Origin of the sequence: Paenibacillus sp. FSL K6-1330 (assembly GCF_037976825.1) — a bacterium.
Classification (GTDB): Bacteria; Bacillota; Bacilli; order Paenibacillales; family Paenibacillaceae; genus Paenibacillus_AQ.
The window spans coordinates 7,152,115-7,170,088 of record NZ_CP150269.1 but is presented as its reverse complement, the minus strand read 5'-3'; the positions used below and the strand labels follow the sequence as shown (position 1 = coordinate 7,170,088).

Genomic DNA, 17,974 nt, shown 5'->3' with positions numbered 1-17,974 from the left:
TACAATGAGTTCAGGATACAGGATCTGGTTGAAACGTTGAACGATCGGGGGATGGTAAATGTTGAGTAAAGCGCGAAGTGCCTTGCGGCAAGCCTTTCGCTTCACTGCTACCGGACTGACTCTAGGGGAGAAATGGCGTCTGGCTCTTCCTGGTCCGATCCTGTCAGTCGGAGGAGTGCTCATCCACAATGTGTTCTTGAAGTATTACACGGATATCATCGGTCTCAGTCCGAAGTATGTCGCTTGGGTGTACATTATCTATAACATCTGGAACGCGATTAACGACCCGGTGCTTGGCGTATGGATCGACAGAATGAGGCATCGCGTGCAGCGTGGGAAATACGTCTATATCATGAGAGTGACGGTGCCGTTCATGATCGTTTCCTCCTTCCTCATGATGCTGTCTAATCCGGCATGGGATCAGTGGTTGATCTTTCTGCTGTATACCGGGTTGTTATTTATTTACGACACAGCTGCAACCGCTTACAGTATAGCCTATCAATCGTTTATGCTGATCGCAGCTCCAACCAAGGAGGAACGCATCGATGTTGGTGTGATCCAGAACTACTTATCCCAAGCGATGTCATTTCTGATCACCTTGATTCCGACGCTGCTGCTCGTTGGGGACGGAAAACAGGAGGTTATCATCCCGATCTTCTCTGCCGTAATCGTGGCAGAAGCGATATTCTTCACTTGGGCCCTGAGGGGACTGAGAGAAGATGCGCAAATGTACGAATCACTGGATAAGCAGCATATCGATACAAAAGAGGTTTACAAAGAAGCCTGGCAGATCATCAAATCAAAGCCTTTCCTCACCTTTATTATATTTACCATCGTCACTGGCCCCGTGTTCTTCTACTTTACGCCGTTTCTTTACTACATGGACAGCGTCGTGCAGTCAACGGGTATCGAAGCTACCGTCATCGATGTGAGTACGCATGTGATCGCGCTCCTATTCTTGCCGGTCATGGGATCTATCGTCAAGAAAAACGGAACGAAGAAGAGTGTATACCTGGGGACAATCTTTGTGGTGCTCGGATACGGGGGGATCTTTCTTGCTGACGGCATATGGACCGCGGCGGCATCCTACGTTCTGATCGTCTTTGCTGTGAACTATCTTCGAACGGCAATATCTCCGGCCTCGGCGCTGCTCATCGACGAGAATGAGCGCACGACCGGCGTGCGGAAAACCGGGCTGTTTAACGGATTGTTCTCGTTATTCACGGTCGCCTTCTCCAGCCTGCAAACGGTTATCTTCATTAATGTCATCGGGGCATACGGATATGACGGTCTTACTGCGGAACAGTCCGAGTCCGCCATGCTCGGCATTCGGGTAGCAACCGGCTTGATTCCGCTGGCTGCTTTTCTCCTCGGATTAATTCCGCTGGCGTTGTACCCTTTTGATAAGAAAAAAGAGGATGACATCTCCGCGTTCAGCAATAGCGCCAGAAGAGGGGGGGTGAAGATGTGAAGGAATCGGCGTTAAATTTGAATTTTACGATTGGCGAAGTGTCCAAAATTCTGGATATCCCGATCGATACCTTGCGTTATTACGATAAGATCGGACTGCTTCATTCCCGCACTCGGGACGCGAACAAGTACCGCTATTATGATCTTGAGCAGTTCGATTCACTCATCACGATTCGAATGCTGCGGGCCATGGATGTGTCGATCGAGCGAATCCAAGCACTGCTTCGGGACAACAGCCTAGACGCTATTCGCATGCTGCTCTCTGACAAGCGGCAAGACATTGACCGCCAGCGGACTTATTTGAAACATTTGTCTCACAAGCTGGACGTGTTGGATGTTCAGCTTCAACGGTTCGATAATACGGAGGTCATTGAGCTTGTACTAAGCCACCCGAGCTGGGTGCTGCTTACCGATTCCATCATGGAGAGCGGAGATCATGGACTCGGGAGCAAAGTGCAGCAACAGGTACGAAGAATCCATGCCAGAGAATGGCTTGCATTCTGCCATACCATATCGATTGTGTCGCAAGATAACCTTAACGCAGGCCGTTATCACAATTACCTGTACAATGGCATTCTGTCCACCTTCCCGATGGAGGGTGACTCTTCCGTCTTTCAGAAACTTGAGCCTCGCTACTGTGCCAGAAAATGCGTGGTTATCGGCAGGGACGACTATGCCAAGATGGACGATCACTACGATCAGATGAAAGCTTTCATTCGCAATCGCGGACTAAAGATCGCGGGTCATTCTCTCGAAGTCAATCTCTATAACCAGTACGACAATCATTACATTGAAATTTACATTCCGGTAGAAGAACGATAGGGGGAAGCGGACATGAAAAAATTAGTGATCGACGGACAACGATTCTTGAATGAAGACGGCGCTCAAGTGATCCTGAACGGCATCAATCTCGTATGCAAGGACAAGGCAAAAGGATATGTTGAGCCCTGTGATGCAGCTCTGTTCGCCTGGTTCCGCGAACAAGGATTTAACGTTGTCCGTCTAGGTTTAATATGGGATGGCGTCGAGCCGGAGCCTGGGGTCTACGACGATGCGTATCTGAGCAGAATCAAGCAGCAAGTTGTATGGGCTGAGCAGAATGATCTCTATGTTTTTCTGGATATGCATCAGGATTTGTACAGCTTGCTCTACGGCGACGGGGCTCCCGCATGGGCCACCCTCTCCGATGATCTTCCTCATGTTACCGGACATATTTGGAGTGACGCCTACCTGGAAAGTCCGGCTGTGAACCGCGCTCTGGATCACTTCTGGCGGAATACGTCCGCTTCCGACGGGATCGGCCTGCAGGATCACTATGCAGCGATGTGGAAGCATGCGGCACAGTTTATGGCTGATTGTCCGAATATCATCGGTTATGACATGATGAACGAGCCGTACCCCGGAACAAGCGGACAGGAGGTGCTTGGCACCATCATTGCCGCATATGCGGGGCATGTGATGGGAATAGCCGACCCGAACATGGAACAGCTTGCCGGACTCTGGTTTGACGAGGAAAAGAGGCTAGAGGTTCTTGCCGGGATGGCGGAGATGGATACGTACCGCATACTCGTCGACAGCGCCAGAGAAGTCTCGCAAATCTTCGAACGGGAAGTTCTCGCGCCCTTTTTCAACAAGACAGCGGCAGCAATTCGCTCCGTTTCCCCGGACGGATTTTTGATGCTGGAAACGAGCTATTTCTCGAACATGGGGATCGAGTCCGGCTTGCAGCTTGTGCAGGATCCGGCCGGTCAAACCTTACACCATCAGGTGTTTGCACCGCACGGCTATGATCTGGTGGTCGATACGGAGCATTATGACATTTACAATCAGGATCGCGTCCAGCTGATTTTTGCTACCCATCGCAAGGTGCAGGAACGATTGAACGTGCCGGTCCTGGTCGGGGAATGGGGGGCCTTCTCCCAACATCCGGCAACCTTTCAGCTTTCCAAGCAGATCATTGCGATATTTGAGCGGTATCTTTGGAGTAACACATACTGGTGTTGGTGTGACGGCTTCAAGGAAGCCCCATATGTCAAAGCGTTGAATCGCGCGTATCCGCAAGCGACAGCCGGCGTGCTCTCAGCATACCGTTATGATCATGATAACGGCAGTTTAAGTATAGATTTCGTTTCATCCGTTGGAGAGACGTTGATTTACCATCCCCATCTGGAATCGATATCCAGGAGCGACGTGGCGGTTGCCGGTACGGACGCCTATCAACTCGAGCTGCGCCCTTTCCTGGATTCGAAGAGTGGCATCTTGGCGATCACTGTTCTTGATGAAGGGAACAAGATTACGGTTACGATAGGGAGATGATGTCAAGGGGGCTGGAACGACATAGCAGGCATTTCAATAAATAAGGCGAGAATAAGAAGAACCATGGGGTTAAAGCGAGGCGGGACAGACTAAAGCGGCGTAGATACTTGTGTACAATGTAAAAAGGCATGCCAACAAAATAAGCAGGGCGTCCCTTGTTCTGATTCCCGATAAGGAAACAGTCATCAAGGGGACGCCCTCGGTTCTTTCAGAACGTGACCAATCCCACCGCTTTCTTGGCGGCAAGCAGTGTTGGGCCTGCGGTTTCGGAAGCCCGCTTCGCTCCGTCCATCAAAATGCGATCAAGCTCGGAGGAATTCACGATTTGATGGAACTTCTCCTGGATCGGCTGAAGTTTCTCGATGACCACCTCGGCCAATTCTTTCTTGAACGTGCCGTATCCTTGGCCCTCATACCGTTTCTCGATGACGGAGATGGCTTCCTCGGAGAATACGGAGTAAATCTCGATCAGATTGCTGACCGCCGGTTTTTGCTCCCAGTCATGCCGGACCTGGCCATCGGAGTCGGTAACGGCTTTGGAGAATTTCTTGCGGATATCCTCCGGCGTATCCATCATGTGGACGCAGCTATTTTTATTCGGATTGCTCTTGCTCATCTTTTTGGACGGATCGTCAAGGCCCATGATGCGGGAGCCAATATCCTGAATGATCGGCTCGGGAAGCGTAAATGTGTGTTTATACCGGTTATTGAAGCGCTCGGCTACATCACGGGTCAGCTCCAGATGCTGCTTCTGATCGTCACCGACAGGCACATGCGTTGCCTGGTAGAGCAGTACATCGGCAGCCATCAGGACCGGATACGTAAACAACGCGGAGCTCACGGTATCTTTTCCGTCCGATTTCTCCTTGAATTGGGTCATGCGCTTTAATTCACCAAAATGCGCCTGCGTCTCCAGCAACCACCCGAGCTCTACATGTGCGGGGACCTGCGATTGCAGAAAGATCGTCGCTTTATCGGGGTCAATGCCCGACGCAATGTACAGCGCGGCAATGTCCCGCGTGCGCTGGTGCAGCTCCATGGGATCCTGATAGACCGTGATCGCATGCAGATCCGGCACGAAGAAATAGGACTCATACTCATGCTGCAGCTTCACATACTGACGGAGAGCACCCCCGTATCCGCCAATATTCAAATCTCCACTCGGCTTAATTCCTGACAATAATCGTTTCATAACACACCTCCTGATTGTTTGCGAACAACACAAAAACACCTCATCCCTCCATGGGACGAAGTGTAACTTTCGCGGTACCACCCAAATTCGACTGTACGGTCGCTCTTAAGCATGACGTGGAAATGGGGAAAATGCACCATTATGCCTGTCATATCTCCCAAAATAACGGTGGAGAGCCGTCAAGGCCTACTGCTCCGGCACAGATCGGAGGTTCGGGTTGAAGCGAGAAGATCCATTCACTTATTTCGGGGTACCGGGCCTCGCACCATTCGCCGGTTCGCTTGGACCTCGAGAGATAAGCTACTATTTCTTCTCATAGCCGTGTGGTATGTTGTTCTTAAATTCATCAGCGCTGCTCTTTCGGATAAGAAAAGAGAGCAAGATGAATATGATGAGAATCATTACACAGGTGTTAGGTGAATGTCAAGAGGGATTATCGTCGGATAAACGGCCACCACGCGGCGTTGGGGAAGGCAATGAAGAGCTTCCACGATCAGTTTTTCTTCATACAAGAACTGAAAATATTTTAATGTGAGGTAACCTTTTTTATACGAATCGGCACTTAAGTGTTAGAGACACCGGGAAGGGAGGTTTAAGTGAACGTGTTCCAGTGGATTGAGGCAGCCCGGCGGGGCAGTGCGGAGGCCCAGGAAAGCTTGGTTCAGCATTTTACCGGCATGGCGCTGGCCGTGAACTACGATAAATTGCAGGATCAACATTTAGCGGAAGATGCCGTGCAGGAGGCATTTACGGAGGCTTTTGCGAATCTGCATAAGCTGCAGGATCCCCAGCGTTTTCCCGGATGGTTCAAAGTGATCGTTGAGCGGCAGTGTTACAGGGACTTTCGCCGCAAGCAGTTTCAGACGTTACCGCTGCATGAGATGGAATTGCCGGTAGGAGATCAGCGAAGCTTGGAGTCGGTTGTGGAAAAGAGAGAGCTGGTCGGTCAGCTGCATGCCACGATCGCAGATTTGCCACCCGGCATGCGGATTGCGGTCCAGCTCTATTATTTTCAAGGCTACAGCCTGCGGGAGATCTCGCAATATTTGGATATATCCCTGCCGGCTTTGAAGAAGCGACTCTTTGATGCCCGGCGGAAGCTGAAGAACACGCTGCACGTAGCCGACTTTGTATCGGTGTTCACCGATCTGTATGAGGGAGGAAAACGTATGCTGCACATCGTTAATGGAGATTCGGTAGGAGATAAGCTGAAGCAAGGGAACATTCAAGGGGACATTCTGGTGTGGCGAGAGCTTTATTCTTTTGGTCCGGTCTTCACGAAGATGGACGTGCCGAATCATCGGAGAACCAGAGCTCAGTATCTGGAGCAAACGCTGGGGATTCCGCAGAAGGAATATATCGGGACCTGCGAGGCGCAGGAGAGGAAGCTTCAGGATTTTCAGCAATATGATGAAATCGTGCTCTGGTTTGAGCATGATCTGTTTGACCAGACGATGCTGTCTTATTTGCTGCATTGGTTTAAGGAGCAGTCACTGGGAAATACGAAGCTGAGTCTGCTGTGCATTGGCGCATACCCGGGCATCGAGCTTTTTCGTGGGTTGGGGCAGCTCAGCACGGAGCAGCTCGAGACTTTATCGGGCACATGGCACACGATTGGAGAACAAGAGCTCATGCTGGGCAGTATGTTGTGGGAAGCCTATACTTCGGATCTGCCGGAGAAACATCAGCGCATGCTGGAGGTTGATTCCTCGGCACTGCCTTTTGCTAGGGCTGCATTTGCGGCCCATCTGGCACGGCTGCCCTCCGTGATTAATGGACTTGGGATCATTGAGCAGACCACGTTAGAGGCTGTAGCGGGCGGAATCCATAAGCCTCATGAGTTATTCCGAAAGGTAGGTGACCAGCTCCATACACTGGGAATGGGAGATCTGGAGTTCTGGTATTACCTGGCGAAGCTGACAGAGGGACCGGATTCCTTGCTCGTTATCGATGGTACAGCACCTTTTCCCGACTTTAAACTAGCTGTACCCCATTTCCAAGATCGGGTGCTGCAAGTGACGAGTCTGGGGCATGAGGTGCTAGCGGGTAAGACCGACTATGCCTGCACCGGAACGATCGATAAATGGGTAGGAGGCTTGCAGGTAAGGGGTAAGGCTCCGATATGGCGCTGGAACCCGGAGCGGAAGTCGATTGTGCGGATGGGCGAATCTGATTAACAACAGGTACAGGAAAAAGCGATCTTGAGTAGATTGCGGATCCGATTACCAGCAGAATATAGTATAAGAGCTATCCTTGCTTAGCGTTAATGCCAAGCAAGGATAGCTCTTTTTAAGATATCAGAAAGTATAAACTTCGGAGGGGCTGCTGCCTGATATCGCAAGAAAAACTACCGCTAAACGCGGTCTGTCTTCTTTGAGAGTGCGTCGATAGACGTTGTTATCATAGTTACAGATGTGAACCGCCGGTTGCGTCAACCATTTGTCCTGTTACCCAGCGTCCGTCGCTGGATGCGAGAAACGCGACGACATCTGCAATATCGGACGGCTGGCCGATTCGGCCAAGCGCGGACATCTCCGCGGCATGCAACTGCCCTTCCGGTGTATGCAGCCATGCAGCATTCACATCCGTATCCACGATGCCTGGTAGAACCGCATTCACCGTGATCCCACGTGGACCCAGCAGCTTGGCGAGATGCAAGGTGAACGTGTTGATGGCTCCCTTGGTTATGTTGTAAGCCATAATATGCGGATAGGCGATACGCGTAACACCGGAGGAGATGTTGACGATGCGTCCGCCGTCACGAAGGAGCGGCAGCGCCTGTTGGACCAGGAAGAACAGTGCTTTTACATTGACGGCAAGCAGCTCATCGAAGCTTTCCTCGGTCGTCTCTTCAAAGGTGTTGGAGGTTCCGATACCTGCGTTATTCACCAGAATATCGAAACGGTTGTCCTCCGTTATGCGAAGAAGTTCCTCCTCCAATGAATGAATAAGCCTTGTTGCTCCGGCTACCGATTCCAGTTTGGCACCCAGGGCGATAGCTCGCCCACCCTGTTTTTGAATAGTCTGAACAACCTCATCCGCCGCATCTCGGCGAGTTCCGTAATGAACAGCGACCAGCGCGCCTTCTTCCGCCAGCCGAAGCGCGATTCCTTTGCCGATTCCTCGGCTTCCGCCTGTAACCAATGCAATTTTGCCTTCCAATCGTTTCATGAAACCCCACTCCTCTTGTTCGATTTAACGTTACTGTACACTCTCCTGTTAAGGGGAGAGTCAAGAGGGTGGTTTAGAATTTTTCTAGAGTTTTTTCATGAACATAAAAGTCATGCCAGATTACTGCTGCTGTTAGTACGGATTTAGGATGGGTCGAGGTTCGTTTTCGGTAGCCTATTAGTGCAAAGGAAGGGTTACTCCATGTTACCTTGTAAGGGGATAAGCAATTCCGCAGGACGCTTCTTGCCGTAGATATCTTTATCCGAGGTGAGATAGATCTCGCGGATCGGCTCCCGGTCCGATTGAACGAAGCCTTGGGACGAAATCCATGCCTTGAGCTCGGGTAAGGCGAGACAGCTATAGCCGTACGGATCACAACGATGGACAAGAGATGCGGCAGATTGCAACTCCGGTAGGAAGTCTACACGCACCCGACCATTAGCAGGTATGTCCCTAGTTATGGGGACTGCGACTTCGATGTCGGCATTCTCGCTGTCGTGATTATGCCAAAGGATGGTTAGTTGGCTAGCTTCCTCTTCTCCATATAAGATAGCGTATTTCGTAATCTCATCAAGCAAGAGACATAGCTGGCTACGGGGGACTTGGTCGCGAATGGAAGCGGCGAGCTGGGATGGGACTTCCCGGATACGGATGGAGCCTGCCGGATCACCGGCTTCGGATGGTTCCAAGCGCGACATCCTGCTGTTCACTCCCTCCAGCTGCTGCTGGAGGGTCTGCATCGCATGCTGAAGCTCCGTCATTTTATCCGCAAGTTTGTGCTTTACGACATCGGTTTCTAGATCCTCTTCAAAAAAAGGCATGAGCTGTTCCAATGTAAACCCCTGTTCCTTGTAAGAGGCAATTCGCTTGACGGTCAGAAGCTGCTCCTCGGAATAGTAACGGTATCCGCTTTGTTCATCAACATGGGCCGGCTTCAATAGGCCCAGCTCATCATAATATCGCAATGTCTTGATGGAAATGCCGCTGACCTTGGCAAAAGCGCTGATCTTCATCATGCCGATGGCAACCTCCTTTACGATTCGGTCTGCGTGGATAACGATATCATATCTCGCGCTCCTGCGTACGTAAAGAACTTAGCTCGCCGGTTCTGAAGGAACAACTCGGTCCTAAGACCGAGTCGGTTTTCATCCTGGAGTGGGAATTCAAAACCGGCCGGATTATCATACAATGGGTTCAAAGAAGATTCAGCGATCCCGCTTAAGAGCAAGAAAGGAGATAGGGCTGATGATCGGTATCCAGGAGGATCGCCAAGCGATCCAAACATTATTGGCTTCGCTGTCCAAGGCATGGGGAGAAGGTAGCGGCCGAGCTTATGCGGAATGCTTTACAGAAGAAGCGGACTACGTGACATTTAACGGACAGCACTTGAAGGGGCGCAGGGCGATTGATGAGGTCCATCAGGAGTTGTGGAACGGGGTTCTGCGAGATTCCAAGCTGGTGGCGGGACCCACCCCAACTGAACTGCGTTTCCTGACCCCGGAGCTTGCGATAGCCCACGCAACAGGAGCGGTACAGCTAAGATTTCATAAGAAGCCGCCCACCAGCCGATTCTCGATTAATACCAACGTGCTCATCAAACAGAACGGGGAATGGAAGATATCCGCATTTCACAACTGCCGGATTCAGAAGCCAGGCTGGATTCAGCGGTTGATGATGCGTTTGAAATCAAAATCCAGCTGACGTAGGAAGCGGAGGAAATGCTTTGAAGAAGGGTACACAGATTGGAAGAGGCAGGAGCGCAGAGGTGTATGAATGGGGAGAGTCTCAGGCTTTAAAGCTGTATTATGAAGGGTACCCCCCGGAATGGGTGACATATGAGGCGGAGATGGGCCGCATCGTTGCGGAAGCGGGCGTGCCTGCCCCTGCCGTCTTTGACATGGTGGATATCGAGGGACGAACGGGGCTGGTGTATGAACGGGTGACAGGACCGTCGATGCTGCATCAGGTTCAATCGTCACCGCGCAAGCTCATGAAGTGCGCCCGTGAGATGGCACGGCTCCAACATGCGATGCATGGCTGCACGACAACCTTGCTGCCGCCTCAAAAAGAAAGGCTGGAGCATGCAATTCTTGATGCAAGCGGCATCCTGCAGGGAAAGGCGCAGGCCATATGCAAGGTACTGGACTCTTTTCCTGAGGGGGACTCCATCTGTCATGGCGACTTCCACCCGGACAATGTGATCGTGGCGGAGAGCGGATACCGGGCGATCGATTGGAATAACGCCACGATTGGTGACCCTCTATGCGACATTGCCAGGACATCCCTGATGTTTCAATCTCCTTTTCATCCGCTCGAACAGTCGAGCCTTATGGTGATTCCGCTTCGGATGGCCCGAATCCTGTGGAATAAAATATACCTGAATGAATATCGTCGATTATCTCATGCAAAGATGGAGGAGATCGACCGCTGGATGCTGCCGGTAGCGGCAGCCAGGCTGAGAGAGGATGTCCCTGGAGAAAGAGCATGGCTGCTGGGTCTAATTGATGATCGGCTGCGTGTTTATGCTTAATGGAGATTAGGCTTCTATGAACCCGCCAGGCTTCTCGGAATGGGGAAAAGTGGGCCCATTTCGGGGAGCCTTTTTCGGAATTTATACGCCTGTCTTGGCATGATAGACCGAGGATGAGTTTCCCGTCTGGTAATACGGGTAGCTCATATCCGATTTCACCCGTTCCGCGGTGGCTGCATCGGTTAACCTCTCCAGCACGTACAGGCCAAGATCGATGGATGAAGAAACCCCGCTGCCCGTAAAGAGGCGGTTATCCTGTACAATGCGTGCATGAACGACCTCCTTGCAGTAGGGTGCCAAAAGCTCGTAAGCCGAACCATTGGAGGTAGCCCGCTTGCCCTCCAGCAACCCGGCCGCGCCAAGCAGCAGCGATCCGGTGCACACGGATACGAGATGTTGTGCTTCCCGGGCTGTCCGCAGCCAATTCAGTACATCGGGGTCGAACCTCAACTCCCGCGTAGTAAAGCCGCCAGGCACGAAGACCAGGTCATATTTCGACAGATTCGGTCTTACCTTGGATATGACATACTCCAGTCCGCGATCATCCGTAATTTGCTGGCTCATCGCGCAGTAATCCCAGGAGATTTCCGAGTCGGGACGGATGCGGGAGAGCCTGGTCATCACTTCGGTGAAGCCGATAAGGTCCAGGGATGTCATCCCATGGAACAGAATAAAAGCCATTTTCATTAAGAACACCTGCCTATAGGGTTTATTAAGCCTCGGCCGACGACTGACCCGGGACGGAACGTCTTCGATTCGACGTACGATGAAGATGATAGTAGCCCATAGCCGACAAGGCGCTGAACATCAGGTTGAGGCCGATCAACCATTGGTAGCTGTTCGTGAGGTCAAACAGGAATCCGCCGGAAAAAGAACCGAGAACAGCTCCCGCTTGATGGAAAATAAGCAGCGTTCCTGTCTGCAATCCAACAGAGCGATTGCCCATAGCTTCGCTAGCCACCAATATGCCACCGGGGATGGCCCCTAAATAACTGGCTCCGAAGATGACCGAGAAGACGATCGGAGAAATGCTGAAGTGCAGAAACAGCATCGTAAAGGCCAGAATTCGGAATGCATACAGGAAGGACAGTGCCAAACTTCTGGACATCCGATCCAGGAGCAAGGCAAACAGCAGCCCGCCTGCCAACTCAAGCAGACCGAGAATGCTCAGTGAGGATGTGAACATTACCGAGCCGACATGATCATGCCGGTGGATGGCCATAAGGTGCATTTCAACCGTTCCCATGCTGAAGCCGCAAGTGAACAAGGCAAAGACCACCAGGAGTACCGTCCGGTTGGTTACCATCTCCCTGGCGATCGAGAGGGACGGCAGTCGTCCCGTTGATGGGGGTGAATCCGAAACAGCGGGTTTCTCTCTGTGCTGACCCGGTTGGCGTTCCTTCATGATAAGGAAAGTGAGCGGTATGGAAATGAGCGTAATCCACAAGGTGATGGTGAATGCCGTTGTCCAGTCAAGCCAATCCCGATTGCTGACAAATAGAGGCGTCAGTATGGCCAGGCCGAGGGAGCTTGCGCTGGTCATGATCATGAGCGCTTTCGCCTTATGCCGGCTGAACCAGCTTGTAACCACGACATATCCTGTACTCGCGGCCATGCCGGAGAGGCCGGAGAGCAGTCCGAGTCCTATGAAAAATCCCGCCGGATGATGAAGCGTAAGCACGGTCAGCATGGACAGTACACCAAACAGGGCGTTCAGGAGCATCATTTTTTTTGGGCCGTATTTATCGGTTAACCATCCGCCGAGGGGAGAACAGATAGCGGCGACGGCAATGTTGAAGGACCATGTGAAGCTAATAAAGGTCAGGTCCACGTCCAAATCCCGTGCCATTTCGTGCTGGTAATAAGACATAACAAACCGGCTGATTGCCGCTGCAAAACCAAGTGTCCATAGATACAGTAGTATGATCCACGCATAACCCCGATCTTTTTTCATCGCTGACCCGTCAGCTCCTTTCCTATGTCTTTACTTCCGCTATGTCATGGAATAAGCTAATTCTAATCATGGAGCAGAAAATGAACAGGACAATTTAGATCAACTGTATCAATACAGGGGGATGATTGGGATGGACACGAAGCACGAGCAAATTGTTGCGTATATGATCCGGGAAGTGGAAGGGGGGCATATCCGGTCAGGCCATAAGCTGCCTTCGGTCCGGGCCGTGGCCAAAATGTTCTCCTGTAGTCCCAACACGGTCGTTCGTGCATATCAGACCTTGGAGCGCGATGATGTCATCTACCCGGTAGCCAAGAGCGGATACTACCTTGTAGAAGGGAAGAACCGCACCTCGGCGCGAACGGAAAGCGAGCCGATTGATTTCGCCTCAACGACACCCCGGGGCGATTTTTTGCCGTTCCAGGAGATGGAGCACTGCTTACGGAAGGCGATTTCCGTGTATAAGGAGGAGCTGTTCGGTTACACCGATCCGCAGGGGATCTTCTCTTTAAGGAACGAGCTGAGCAGGTACTTCTATGGGCAGCAGATCTTTGCGAAACCCGATCACATCGCTGTGGTCACTGGAGCGCAGCAAGCCTTCTCGATCCTGACGCGTTTGCCTTTTCCGGGTGAGGGGCAGGCGGTGCTGGTAGAACAGCCGACGTATTTCGGTTTCTTTGCGGCAGCGCGCGTTGCAGGATGTCCGGTGATCGGAATCCAGCGCGATGAGCGGGGTATCGACATGGAGGTGTTGGAGTCTCATTTTCGCAGTGGACAGATCAAATTCTTCTATACGGTACCGAGATTCCTTAACCCGCTAGGCACCTCGTATTCGCTGGAGCAGAAGCTGCGTATCGCAGAGCTTGCCCGGCAGTATGATGTCTATATCGTGGAAGACGATTATCTGGCGGATCTGGAGGAGGATGCGAAGGCAGACCCCTTGTACGCACTGGATCAGTCAAACCATGTCATCTATGTCAAAAGCTTCTCGAAAACGATTCTGCCGGGCATTCGAATGGGTGCCGTTATTCTTCCCGAGCTCTTGCTGGATTTGTTCATAACGTATAAGAACGCTGCGGACGTTTCATCTCCGATTCTCTCTCAAGGCGCCCTTGAAATTTATATCAAGAGTGGAATGTACAGGCGCCATGCCGCCAGAATTCGGGCGCATTACCGGGAGAAGATGCGATATGCCACCGAGGTGTGTGCCCGTGTCTTCGGCAGCGGCATTTCCTATACTTGCCCTTCCTCCGGCGTGTTCATCACCCTCCGCCTCCCGAAATACGTAAAGGCATCTGTACTGCAGGAGCGCCTGATGCAAAGAGGGGTTTCGGTTACGAACGTGGATTTGCACCTGCTGCCTGAGAATCAGCAAAATGACCGGATTCGGTTATGTATAATCGGGGTGGAGAAACCCCGGATTGAGGCGGGATTGACGGTCATCGAGCAGGAGATCAGGCGCCTGGAGCGGAGGATGAGATAGCGGGAGGGACACTGATATGGGGAGTTTATCTGGCCACTCGGCAATAACAAACCCAAAAAAACAGGAACCTATAGGGCTCCTGTTTTTTTGCGAATTGGCACGATGGACCCATAGGTACCACATCGCCACAACCATTCGAGAGGTCCGAATTGGAACCAACGCATCCACAGATTGCTGGCTATGATCTGGAAGGCCACAATCCCTAGGGAAACGAGTGTCGATACAACATACGTGGTGGGCGAGGCGTCTAGGATCAAACGCTGAATCCCTACCAGAAAGACGGTCTGTCCAATGTAGTTGGTAAGCGCCATTCGCCCATATGCTTGCAACGGATACAGCATCTTCGCACCTATGCGGGCACGCTGAAGCATTAAGAGTGAGCTTAGATAAAATACGGACACGAGAGGGCCCGTCGCTATCCCGATATGTGCCAAAGTGAAGGCCGCTTCCATGGTTGGAGATGGTGATTCGCCTTCTATCTTGAATAGAAACGGTGACATCGATTCGGGAGGTGCTGCCCACCACATAGCCCCGATGGCAATGACGGTTCCAAATAACGACAGCAGCCAAACCATGCGCAGCTTGCTTAACCGTAATCCCTCGCTGATGATGTCCATTAATCGATATTGGCCTGCGGCCAGACCTAACAGGATCAGGAACGGGATGGTCAGCAGTTTGATACCCATGATCGCCGCAAATGTAAACCCCGCCAAGCCAATGCCAAGATTAACCCTCCGCGGTGCCCAATAGAGTGGAACCGCAAGCAGACCGACAATCGCATAATGAAACAAGGCCTCCCCGGATTGATACTGCTGATGTATGAACCCGATCAGCACCAGAATCGCTAACCGGCGAATATACAGCCGGAGTCTCGGCTTACCTCCCGATGAAGCGCTTCGGGATAGAAACATGTAGAACCCAAGTCCGAACAGGAACGTGAAGATGGTGTAGAATCGGGCTTCTACGAAAAAGTTAAGCCCTCGCTGCAGCCAAAAATCCGCTGAGGTTTCCGGCGTGGCGATGAGCCAGAGTGCCAATACGTTAACAAACGGCAGACCAAGGAGGGCAAACCCCCTGAACTGGTCTAAAAAATGTAATCGCCCCTTTCCGGTAGCAGGCCGATGCTGAGTCACTGTGTCTTTTTGTTCTATATGCATTCACACCATCATTCCATTCACGGATTTAATATAACGGGCTCTGGCGATCAAGAAATAGATCGTTTGGGCGACCAGGAATGCCGATGAGGCAACCAACACAGGACCGCTTACATACGGAACATCCAGATATCCGAGAATCGGACCGAGCACAACCAGGGACTGCAGGGCTGCAACCAGGATGGGGATAAAGAATAGTACGGCAATCTGAATCGTTGCGGAGATGTTCATCTCCCGCGCACTGAGTCCAATCTTGGACAGAGAACGATACATCGCTTGATCAGCTGAAAGCTCCGTATGCAGTTTGAAATACAAGAAACTTGCCGATGAGATTGAGAATATCAAGGCAACAAACACCCCGATAAAGCTGAATAACGAAAATCCTTGTTTATTGGTGTAATAGTTCTCCGCCCTGGATTGAACATACCCTTCATGAATGGCATCCCGGTTCCATTCCGACAGCTCAAGGCCGAGCTTGGTTTCAGGGTCATCCTTTTGAGGGAGCCCTTGGGAATCGGGAAGAATATACGGATACGTATGACTCACACTGATTCCATCTGCTTTGTTCTCTCCCCTTAGCTCTTCAAACATGGTGTCCGTAACGACCAGCAATCTGCCGCTATATACCACAGCCGCAATCCGGTCTGTCCGGTTCTCCAAGCTGAAAGAGTAGGGCTGACCGGATAAATCGATATCCGCTTCCGTTAGTTTCCCCTTACTCTTCTTCGCTGCATTCGGGGTTTCCGTCAATAAGGCTTCATTCTCGCCGAGTGTCCCAGCCGGCTTGGTATTCATCATGGCAGCCAAACGGTCGTATTGGGATTGCGGCATGATGTGCAAGGAGTCCTCTCCATTCGCTGACAAGCGATAGTAGATGGTCTCGACCTCCGCCCGTTTATACTCAAGCCCTTCTGACTGGAGTCGCTTTTCAATCAGGGCCAGCTCATCCTGCACCTTAGTCTCGTCGGCATCGCTATAGTAGGTGTAGCTAAGCGCGTACGGGTTATCCAAATACACTGATTTGATCGATTGCTGCATGGCCAGTACGAAACCGGTGCTCATGGAAGCCAGCGCAACCACAACCGTGACCAGAAACAGCATGCGGGCATTATCCTTAATCTTGTAACTCATTTCGGAAATCCACAGCAGGTTTGTACCTTTCCAGGTAGTCGCGCGATTTCGCTGCAGCATGCGGACAACCCATACAGATAATTGGGAGTAGAAGAAATACGTGCCCATAATGCCGGTTACCGCGGCGATCATCAATCCCGTAGGATCTAACTCTTTGACGCGAAGGACCGTAAAGCCGATGGTAAGCAGCACCACGCCCAAGAGGGCCAGGAACAGATTGGCTTTTGGTTCGGTTTTCGGTTTGCTGGTGCCTTTGAGAAGCTCCAGGACCTGATTCTTCCGGATAAATAACAAGGTAAAGAGCGAAATGACGAGAAACAGCGCGGCGAACGCACCGGCGGTCAGCAGCATCGCTTTGACCGGCCAATAGAACGGCAGCTCGTCCATATCAATTACTTTGGTGCTGATGAGCAGGAATACCTTGGATAACAGCATTCCGCTGGCGATGCCCGTTACGATGGCAATGGCACCGATCAGAATGTTCTCCAGGAAGATCAGCCAATTGATCTGTTTGGCTTCGGCTCCGAGGATCGTAAGAATGCCGAACTCCCGGTTCCGCGACTTCAGGAAGACGCTGATCGAATATAGCACGAATAAGAACGCAAACACGTAGACGATGACCGTGGCAATCGTCATTCCCGTACGTGTCATGGTACCCATAGGCGAATTCTCGATAGCCGGATGATAGATGAATACCGCATACGTAAAGAAGATCATGACCATGAACGAGCTGCTAAGCAGGTAAGCGAAATACTGACGCCCGTTACGCCGGACGTTGTTAAACGCGAATTGAGGAAAGCTCACTTGTATTCCCTCCCCAGAACGATAGCGTATCGATGATTTTTTGGAAAAAGGCCTGCCGGTTCTCTCCGCGGTGAATTTCGGCGGCAAGCTTGCCGTCTTTAATAAAGACGATGCGGTTGCAATAGCTTGCGGCCAAAGGATCATGCGTAACTAGCATCAATGTGGTACGATCCCGCTCGTTAATTTCAGCTAACGACTCCATCACGATGCGTGAGGAGTTGGAATCGAGCGCTCCTGTAGGCTCATCCGCAAGCAATAACAGAGGTGCGCCGATGATAGCCCTGGCAATCGCGGTGCGCTGTCGTTGCCCTCCCGAAATTTCGTACACGCGTTTATTCAGAATTTCGCGGATGCCAAGCCGTGAAGCGGTTTGCTGCAGCAGCGACTCCATGTCCTTGAGCGGACGACGGTCCAGCGTAAGCGGAAGCACGATATTCTCGGCAACCGTTAACGTATCAAGCAGATTGAAATCTTGAAACACAAAGCCGAGCTGTTTGCGACGGAAGTGGGCAAGTTCACTTTTTTTCATAGTATAAGGATTTTTGCCCCCGATCTTGACCTCGCCCGAGCTTGGACGATCGATGGTGGACACCATGTTCAGCAGGGTGGTTTTGCCGCTGCCAGAAGGGCCCATGATGCCGACGAATTCCCCTTCTTGGATGGTGAGATGAATATCGGTAAGAGCTTGTGTCGCCACTTTGCCCGCATATTCTTTGTTTAATGCTTTTACTTCAAGAATATCCATAAACCCAGAAGCTCCTTTCTGTAT

Annotated in this window: 15 protein-coding genes and 1 other annotated feature; of the genes, 7 read left to right on the top strand and 8 right to left on the bottom strand. The window is 51.5% G+C overall.

Annotated elements, in window-relative coordinates; genetic code table 11:
• The first annotated feature begins 58 nt into the window (after positions 1 to 58).
• Genes NYE54_RS32630 through NYE54_RS32620 form a run of 3 tightly spaced genes read left to right on the top strand, consistent with a single transcriptional unit; the run spans position 59 to position 3,786 of the window.
• Positions 59 to 1,471 (top strand): MFS transporter, encoded by a 1,413-nt coding sequence (locus NYE54_RS32630; RefSeq protein WP_339268822.1) that lies wholly within the window; start codon positions 59 to 61, stop codon positions 1,469 to 1,471.
• A complete protein-coding gene (locus NYE54_RS32625; protein ID WP_339268820.1) occupies positions 1,468 to 2,292 on the top strand; it encodes a MerR family transcriptional regulator in 825 nt (274 codons plus the stop codon). Before NYE54_RS32630 ends, NYE54_RS32625 begins: the two co-directional genes overlap by 4 nt.
• 12 nt (positions 2,293 to 2,304) lie before the next feature.
• On the top strand, positions 2,305 to 3,786 hold the full coding sequence (locus NYE54_RS32620) for a cellulase family glycosylhydrolase (protein WP_339268818.1): 1,482 nt from the start codon (positions 2,305 to 2,307) through the stop codon (positions 3,784 to 3,786).
• Positions 3,787 to 3,994: 208 nt separating this feature from the next.
• Here the strand turns inward: NYE54_RS32620 and trpS are convergent, their stop codons facing one another.
• Positions 3,995 to 4,978: a tryptophan--tRNA ligase gene (gene trpS / locus NYE54_RS32615; protein ID WP_339268816.1), complete on the bottom strand. Its 984-nt coding sequence runs from the start codon at positions 4,976 to 4,978 to the stop codon at positions 3,995 to 3,997.
• A 48-nt stretch (positions 4,979 to 5,026) separates the two neighbouring features.
• Positions 5,027 to 5,304 (bottom strand) — a binding site (T-box leader).
• Between the two features lie 276 nt (positions 5,305 to 5,580).
• On the opposite strand from trpS, the gene NYE54_RS32610 reads away from it, so the two are divergent.
• Positions 5,581 to 7,155: a sigma-70 family RNA polymerase sigma factor gene (locus NYE54_RS32610; RefSeq protein ID WP_339273737.1), complete on the top strand. Its 1,575-nt coding sequence runs from the start codon at positions 5,581 to 5,583 to the stop codon at positions 7,153 to 7,155.
• Positions 7,156 to 7,384: 229 nt separating this feature from the next.
• Here NYE54_RS32610 and NYE54_RS32605 read toward each other — a convergent pair whose 3' ends face one another.
• Both NYE54_RS32605 and NYE54_RS32600 read right to left on the bottom strand, forming a co-directional pair.
• Positions 7,385 to 8,149 carry an SDR family oxidoreductase gene (locus NYE54_RS32605; RefSeq protein WP_339268814.1) on the bottom strand — a complete coding sequence of 255 codons (765 nt, stop codon included), beginning with the start codon at positions 8,147 to 8,149 and terminating at the stop codon, positions 7,385 to 7,387.
• Between the two features lie 194 nt (positions 8,150 to 8,343).
• Positions 8,344 to 9,165, bottom strand: coding sequence for a MerR family transcriptional regulator (locus tag NYE54_RS32600; protein ID WP_339268812.1), 822 nt, complete (start codon positions 9,163 to 9,165; stop codon positions 8,344 to 8,346).
• Between the two features lie 229 nt (positions 9,166 to 9,394).
• Here NYE54_RS32600 and NYE54_RS32595 point away from each other — a divergent pair, with 229 nt between their 5' ends.
• Positions 9,395 to 9,850: an SgcJ/EcaC family oxidoreductase gene (locus NYE54_RS32595; protein ID WP_339268811.1), complete on the top strand. Its 456-nt coding sequence runs from the start codon at positions 9,395 to 9,397 to the stop codon at positions 9,848 to 9,850.
• Positions 9,851 to 9,872: 22 nt separating this feature from the next.
• Positions 9,873 to 10,679, top strand: a complete 807-nt coding sequence (locus NYE54_RS32590; protein ID WP_076323770.1) for an aminoglycoside phosphotransferase family protein — start codon at positions 9,873 to 9,875, stop codon at positions 10,677 to 10,679.
• 81 nt (positions 10,680 to 10,760) lie between these two features.
• On the opposite strand, the gene NYE54_RS32585 is transcribed toward NYE54_RS32590, so the two are convergent.
• Together NYE54_RS32585 and NYE54_RS32580 are read right to left on the bottom strand one after the other, a co-directional pair.
• Positions 10,761 to 11,366 (bottom strand): DJ-1/PfpI family protein, encoded by a 606-nt coding sequence (locus NYE54_RS32585; RefSeq protein ID WP_339268809.1) that lies wholly within the window; start codon positions 11,364 to 11,366, stop codon positions 10,761 to 10,763.
• A gap of 25 nt (positions 11,367 to 11,391) precedes the next feature.
• Entirely contained in the window at positions 11,392 to 12,633 is a 1,242-nt protein-coding gene (locus tag NYE54_RS32580) for an MFS transporter (protein ID WP_339268807.1), read from the bottom strand.
• 130 nt (positions 12,634 to 12,763) lie between these two features.
• Here NYE54_RS32580 and NYE54_RS32575 point away from each other — a divergent pair, with 130 nt between their 5' ends.
• Complete coding sequence (locus NYE54_RS32575; protein WP_339268805.1) at positions 12,764 to 14,116, top strand: PLP-dependent aminotransferase family protein; 1,353 nt, start codon at positions 12,764 to 12,766, stop codon at positions 14,114 to 14,116.
• 68 nt (positions 14,117 to 14,184) lie between these two features.
• Here the strand turns inward: NYE54_RS32575 and NYE54_RS32570 are convergent, their stop codons facing one another.
• The 3 genes from NYE54_RS32570 to NYE54_RS32560 are packed head-to-tail and all read right to left on the bottom strand — an operon-like array spanning position 14,185 to position 17,950.
• Complete coding sequence (locus tag NYE54_RS32570) at positions 14,185 to 15,273, bottom strand: DUF418 domain-containing protein (protein ID WP_339268803.1); 1,089 nt, start codon at positions 15,271 to 15,273, stop codon at positions 14,185 to 14,187.
• On the bottom strand, positions 15,274 to 17,205 hold the full coding sequence (locus NYE54_RS32565) for an ABC transporter permease (protein WP_339268801.1): 1,932 nt from the start codon (positions 17,203 to 17,205) through the stop codon (positions 15,274 to 15,276).
• A complete protein-coding gene (locus NYE54_RS32560; RefSeq protein WP_339268799.1) occupies positions 17,180 to 17,950 on the bottom strand; it encodes an ABC transporter ATP-binding protein in 771 nt (256 codons plus the stop codon). Before NYE54_RS32560 ends, NYE54_RS32565 begins: the two co-directional genes overlap by 26 nt.
• Positions 17,951 to 17,974 lie beyond the last annotated feature (24 nt).

Excerpts from the sequence above, each read along its gene's own strand:
- NYE54_RS32630 (WP_339268822.1), top strand. The coding sequence starts at position 59 with ATGTTGAGTAAAGCGCGAAGTGCCTTGCGGCAAGCCTTTCGCTTCACT.
- NYE54_RS32620 (WP_339268818.1), top strand. The coding sequence starts at position 2,305 with ATGAAAAAATTAGTGATCGACGGACAACGATTCTTGAATGAAGACGGC.
- trpS (WP_339268816.1), bottom strand. The coding sequence starts at position 4,978 with ATGAAACGATTATTGTCAGGAATTAAGCCGAGTGGAGATTTGAATATT.
- NYE54_RS32605 (WP_339268814.1), bottom strand. The coding sequence starts at position 8,149 with ATGAAACGATTGGAAGGCAAAATTGCATTGGTTACAGGCGGAAGCCGA.
- NYE54_RS32600 (WP_339268812.1), bottom strand. The coding sequence starts at position 9,165 with ATGATGAAGATCAGCGCTTTTGCCAAGGTCAGCGGCATTTCCATCAAG.
- NYE54_RS32595 (WP_339268811.1), top strand. The coding sequence starts at position 9,395 with ATGATCGGTATCCAGGAGGATCGCCAAGCGATCCAAACATTATTGGCT.
- NYE54_RS32585 (WP_339268809.1), bottom strand. The coding sequence starts at position 11,366 with ATGAAAATGGCTTTTATTCTGTTCCATGGGATGACATCCCTGGACCTT.
- NYE54_RS32580 (WP_339268807.1), bottom strand. The coding sequence starts at position 12,633 with ATGAAAAAAGATCGGGGTTATGCGTGGATCATACTACTGTATCTATGG.
- NYE54_RS32575 (WP_339268805.1), top strand. The coding sequence starts at position 12,764 with ATGGACACGAAGCACGAGCAAATTGTTGCGTATATGATCCGGGAAGTG.
- NYE54_RS32570 (WP_339268803.1), bottom strand. The coding sequence starts at position 15,273 with ATGCATATAGAACAAAAAGACACAGTGACTCAGCATCGGCCTGCTACC.
- NYE54_RS32560 (WP_339268799.1), bottom strand. The coding sequence starts at position 17,950 with ATGGATATTCTTGAAGTAAAAGCATTAAACAAAGAATATGCGGGCAAA.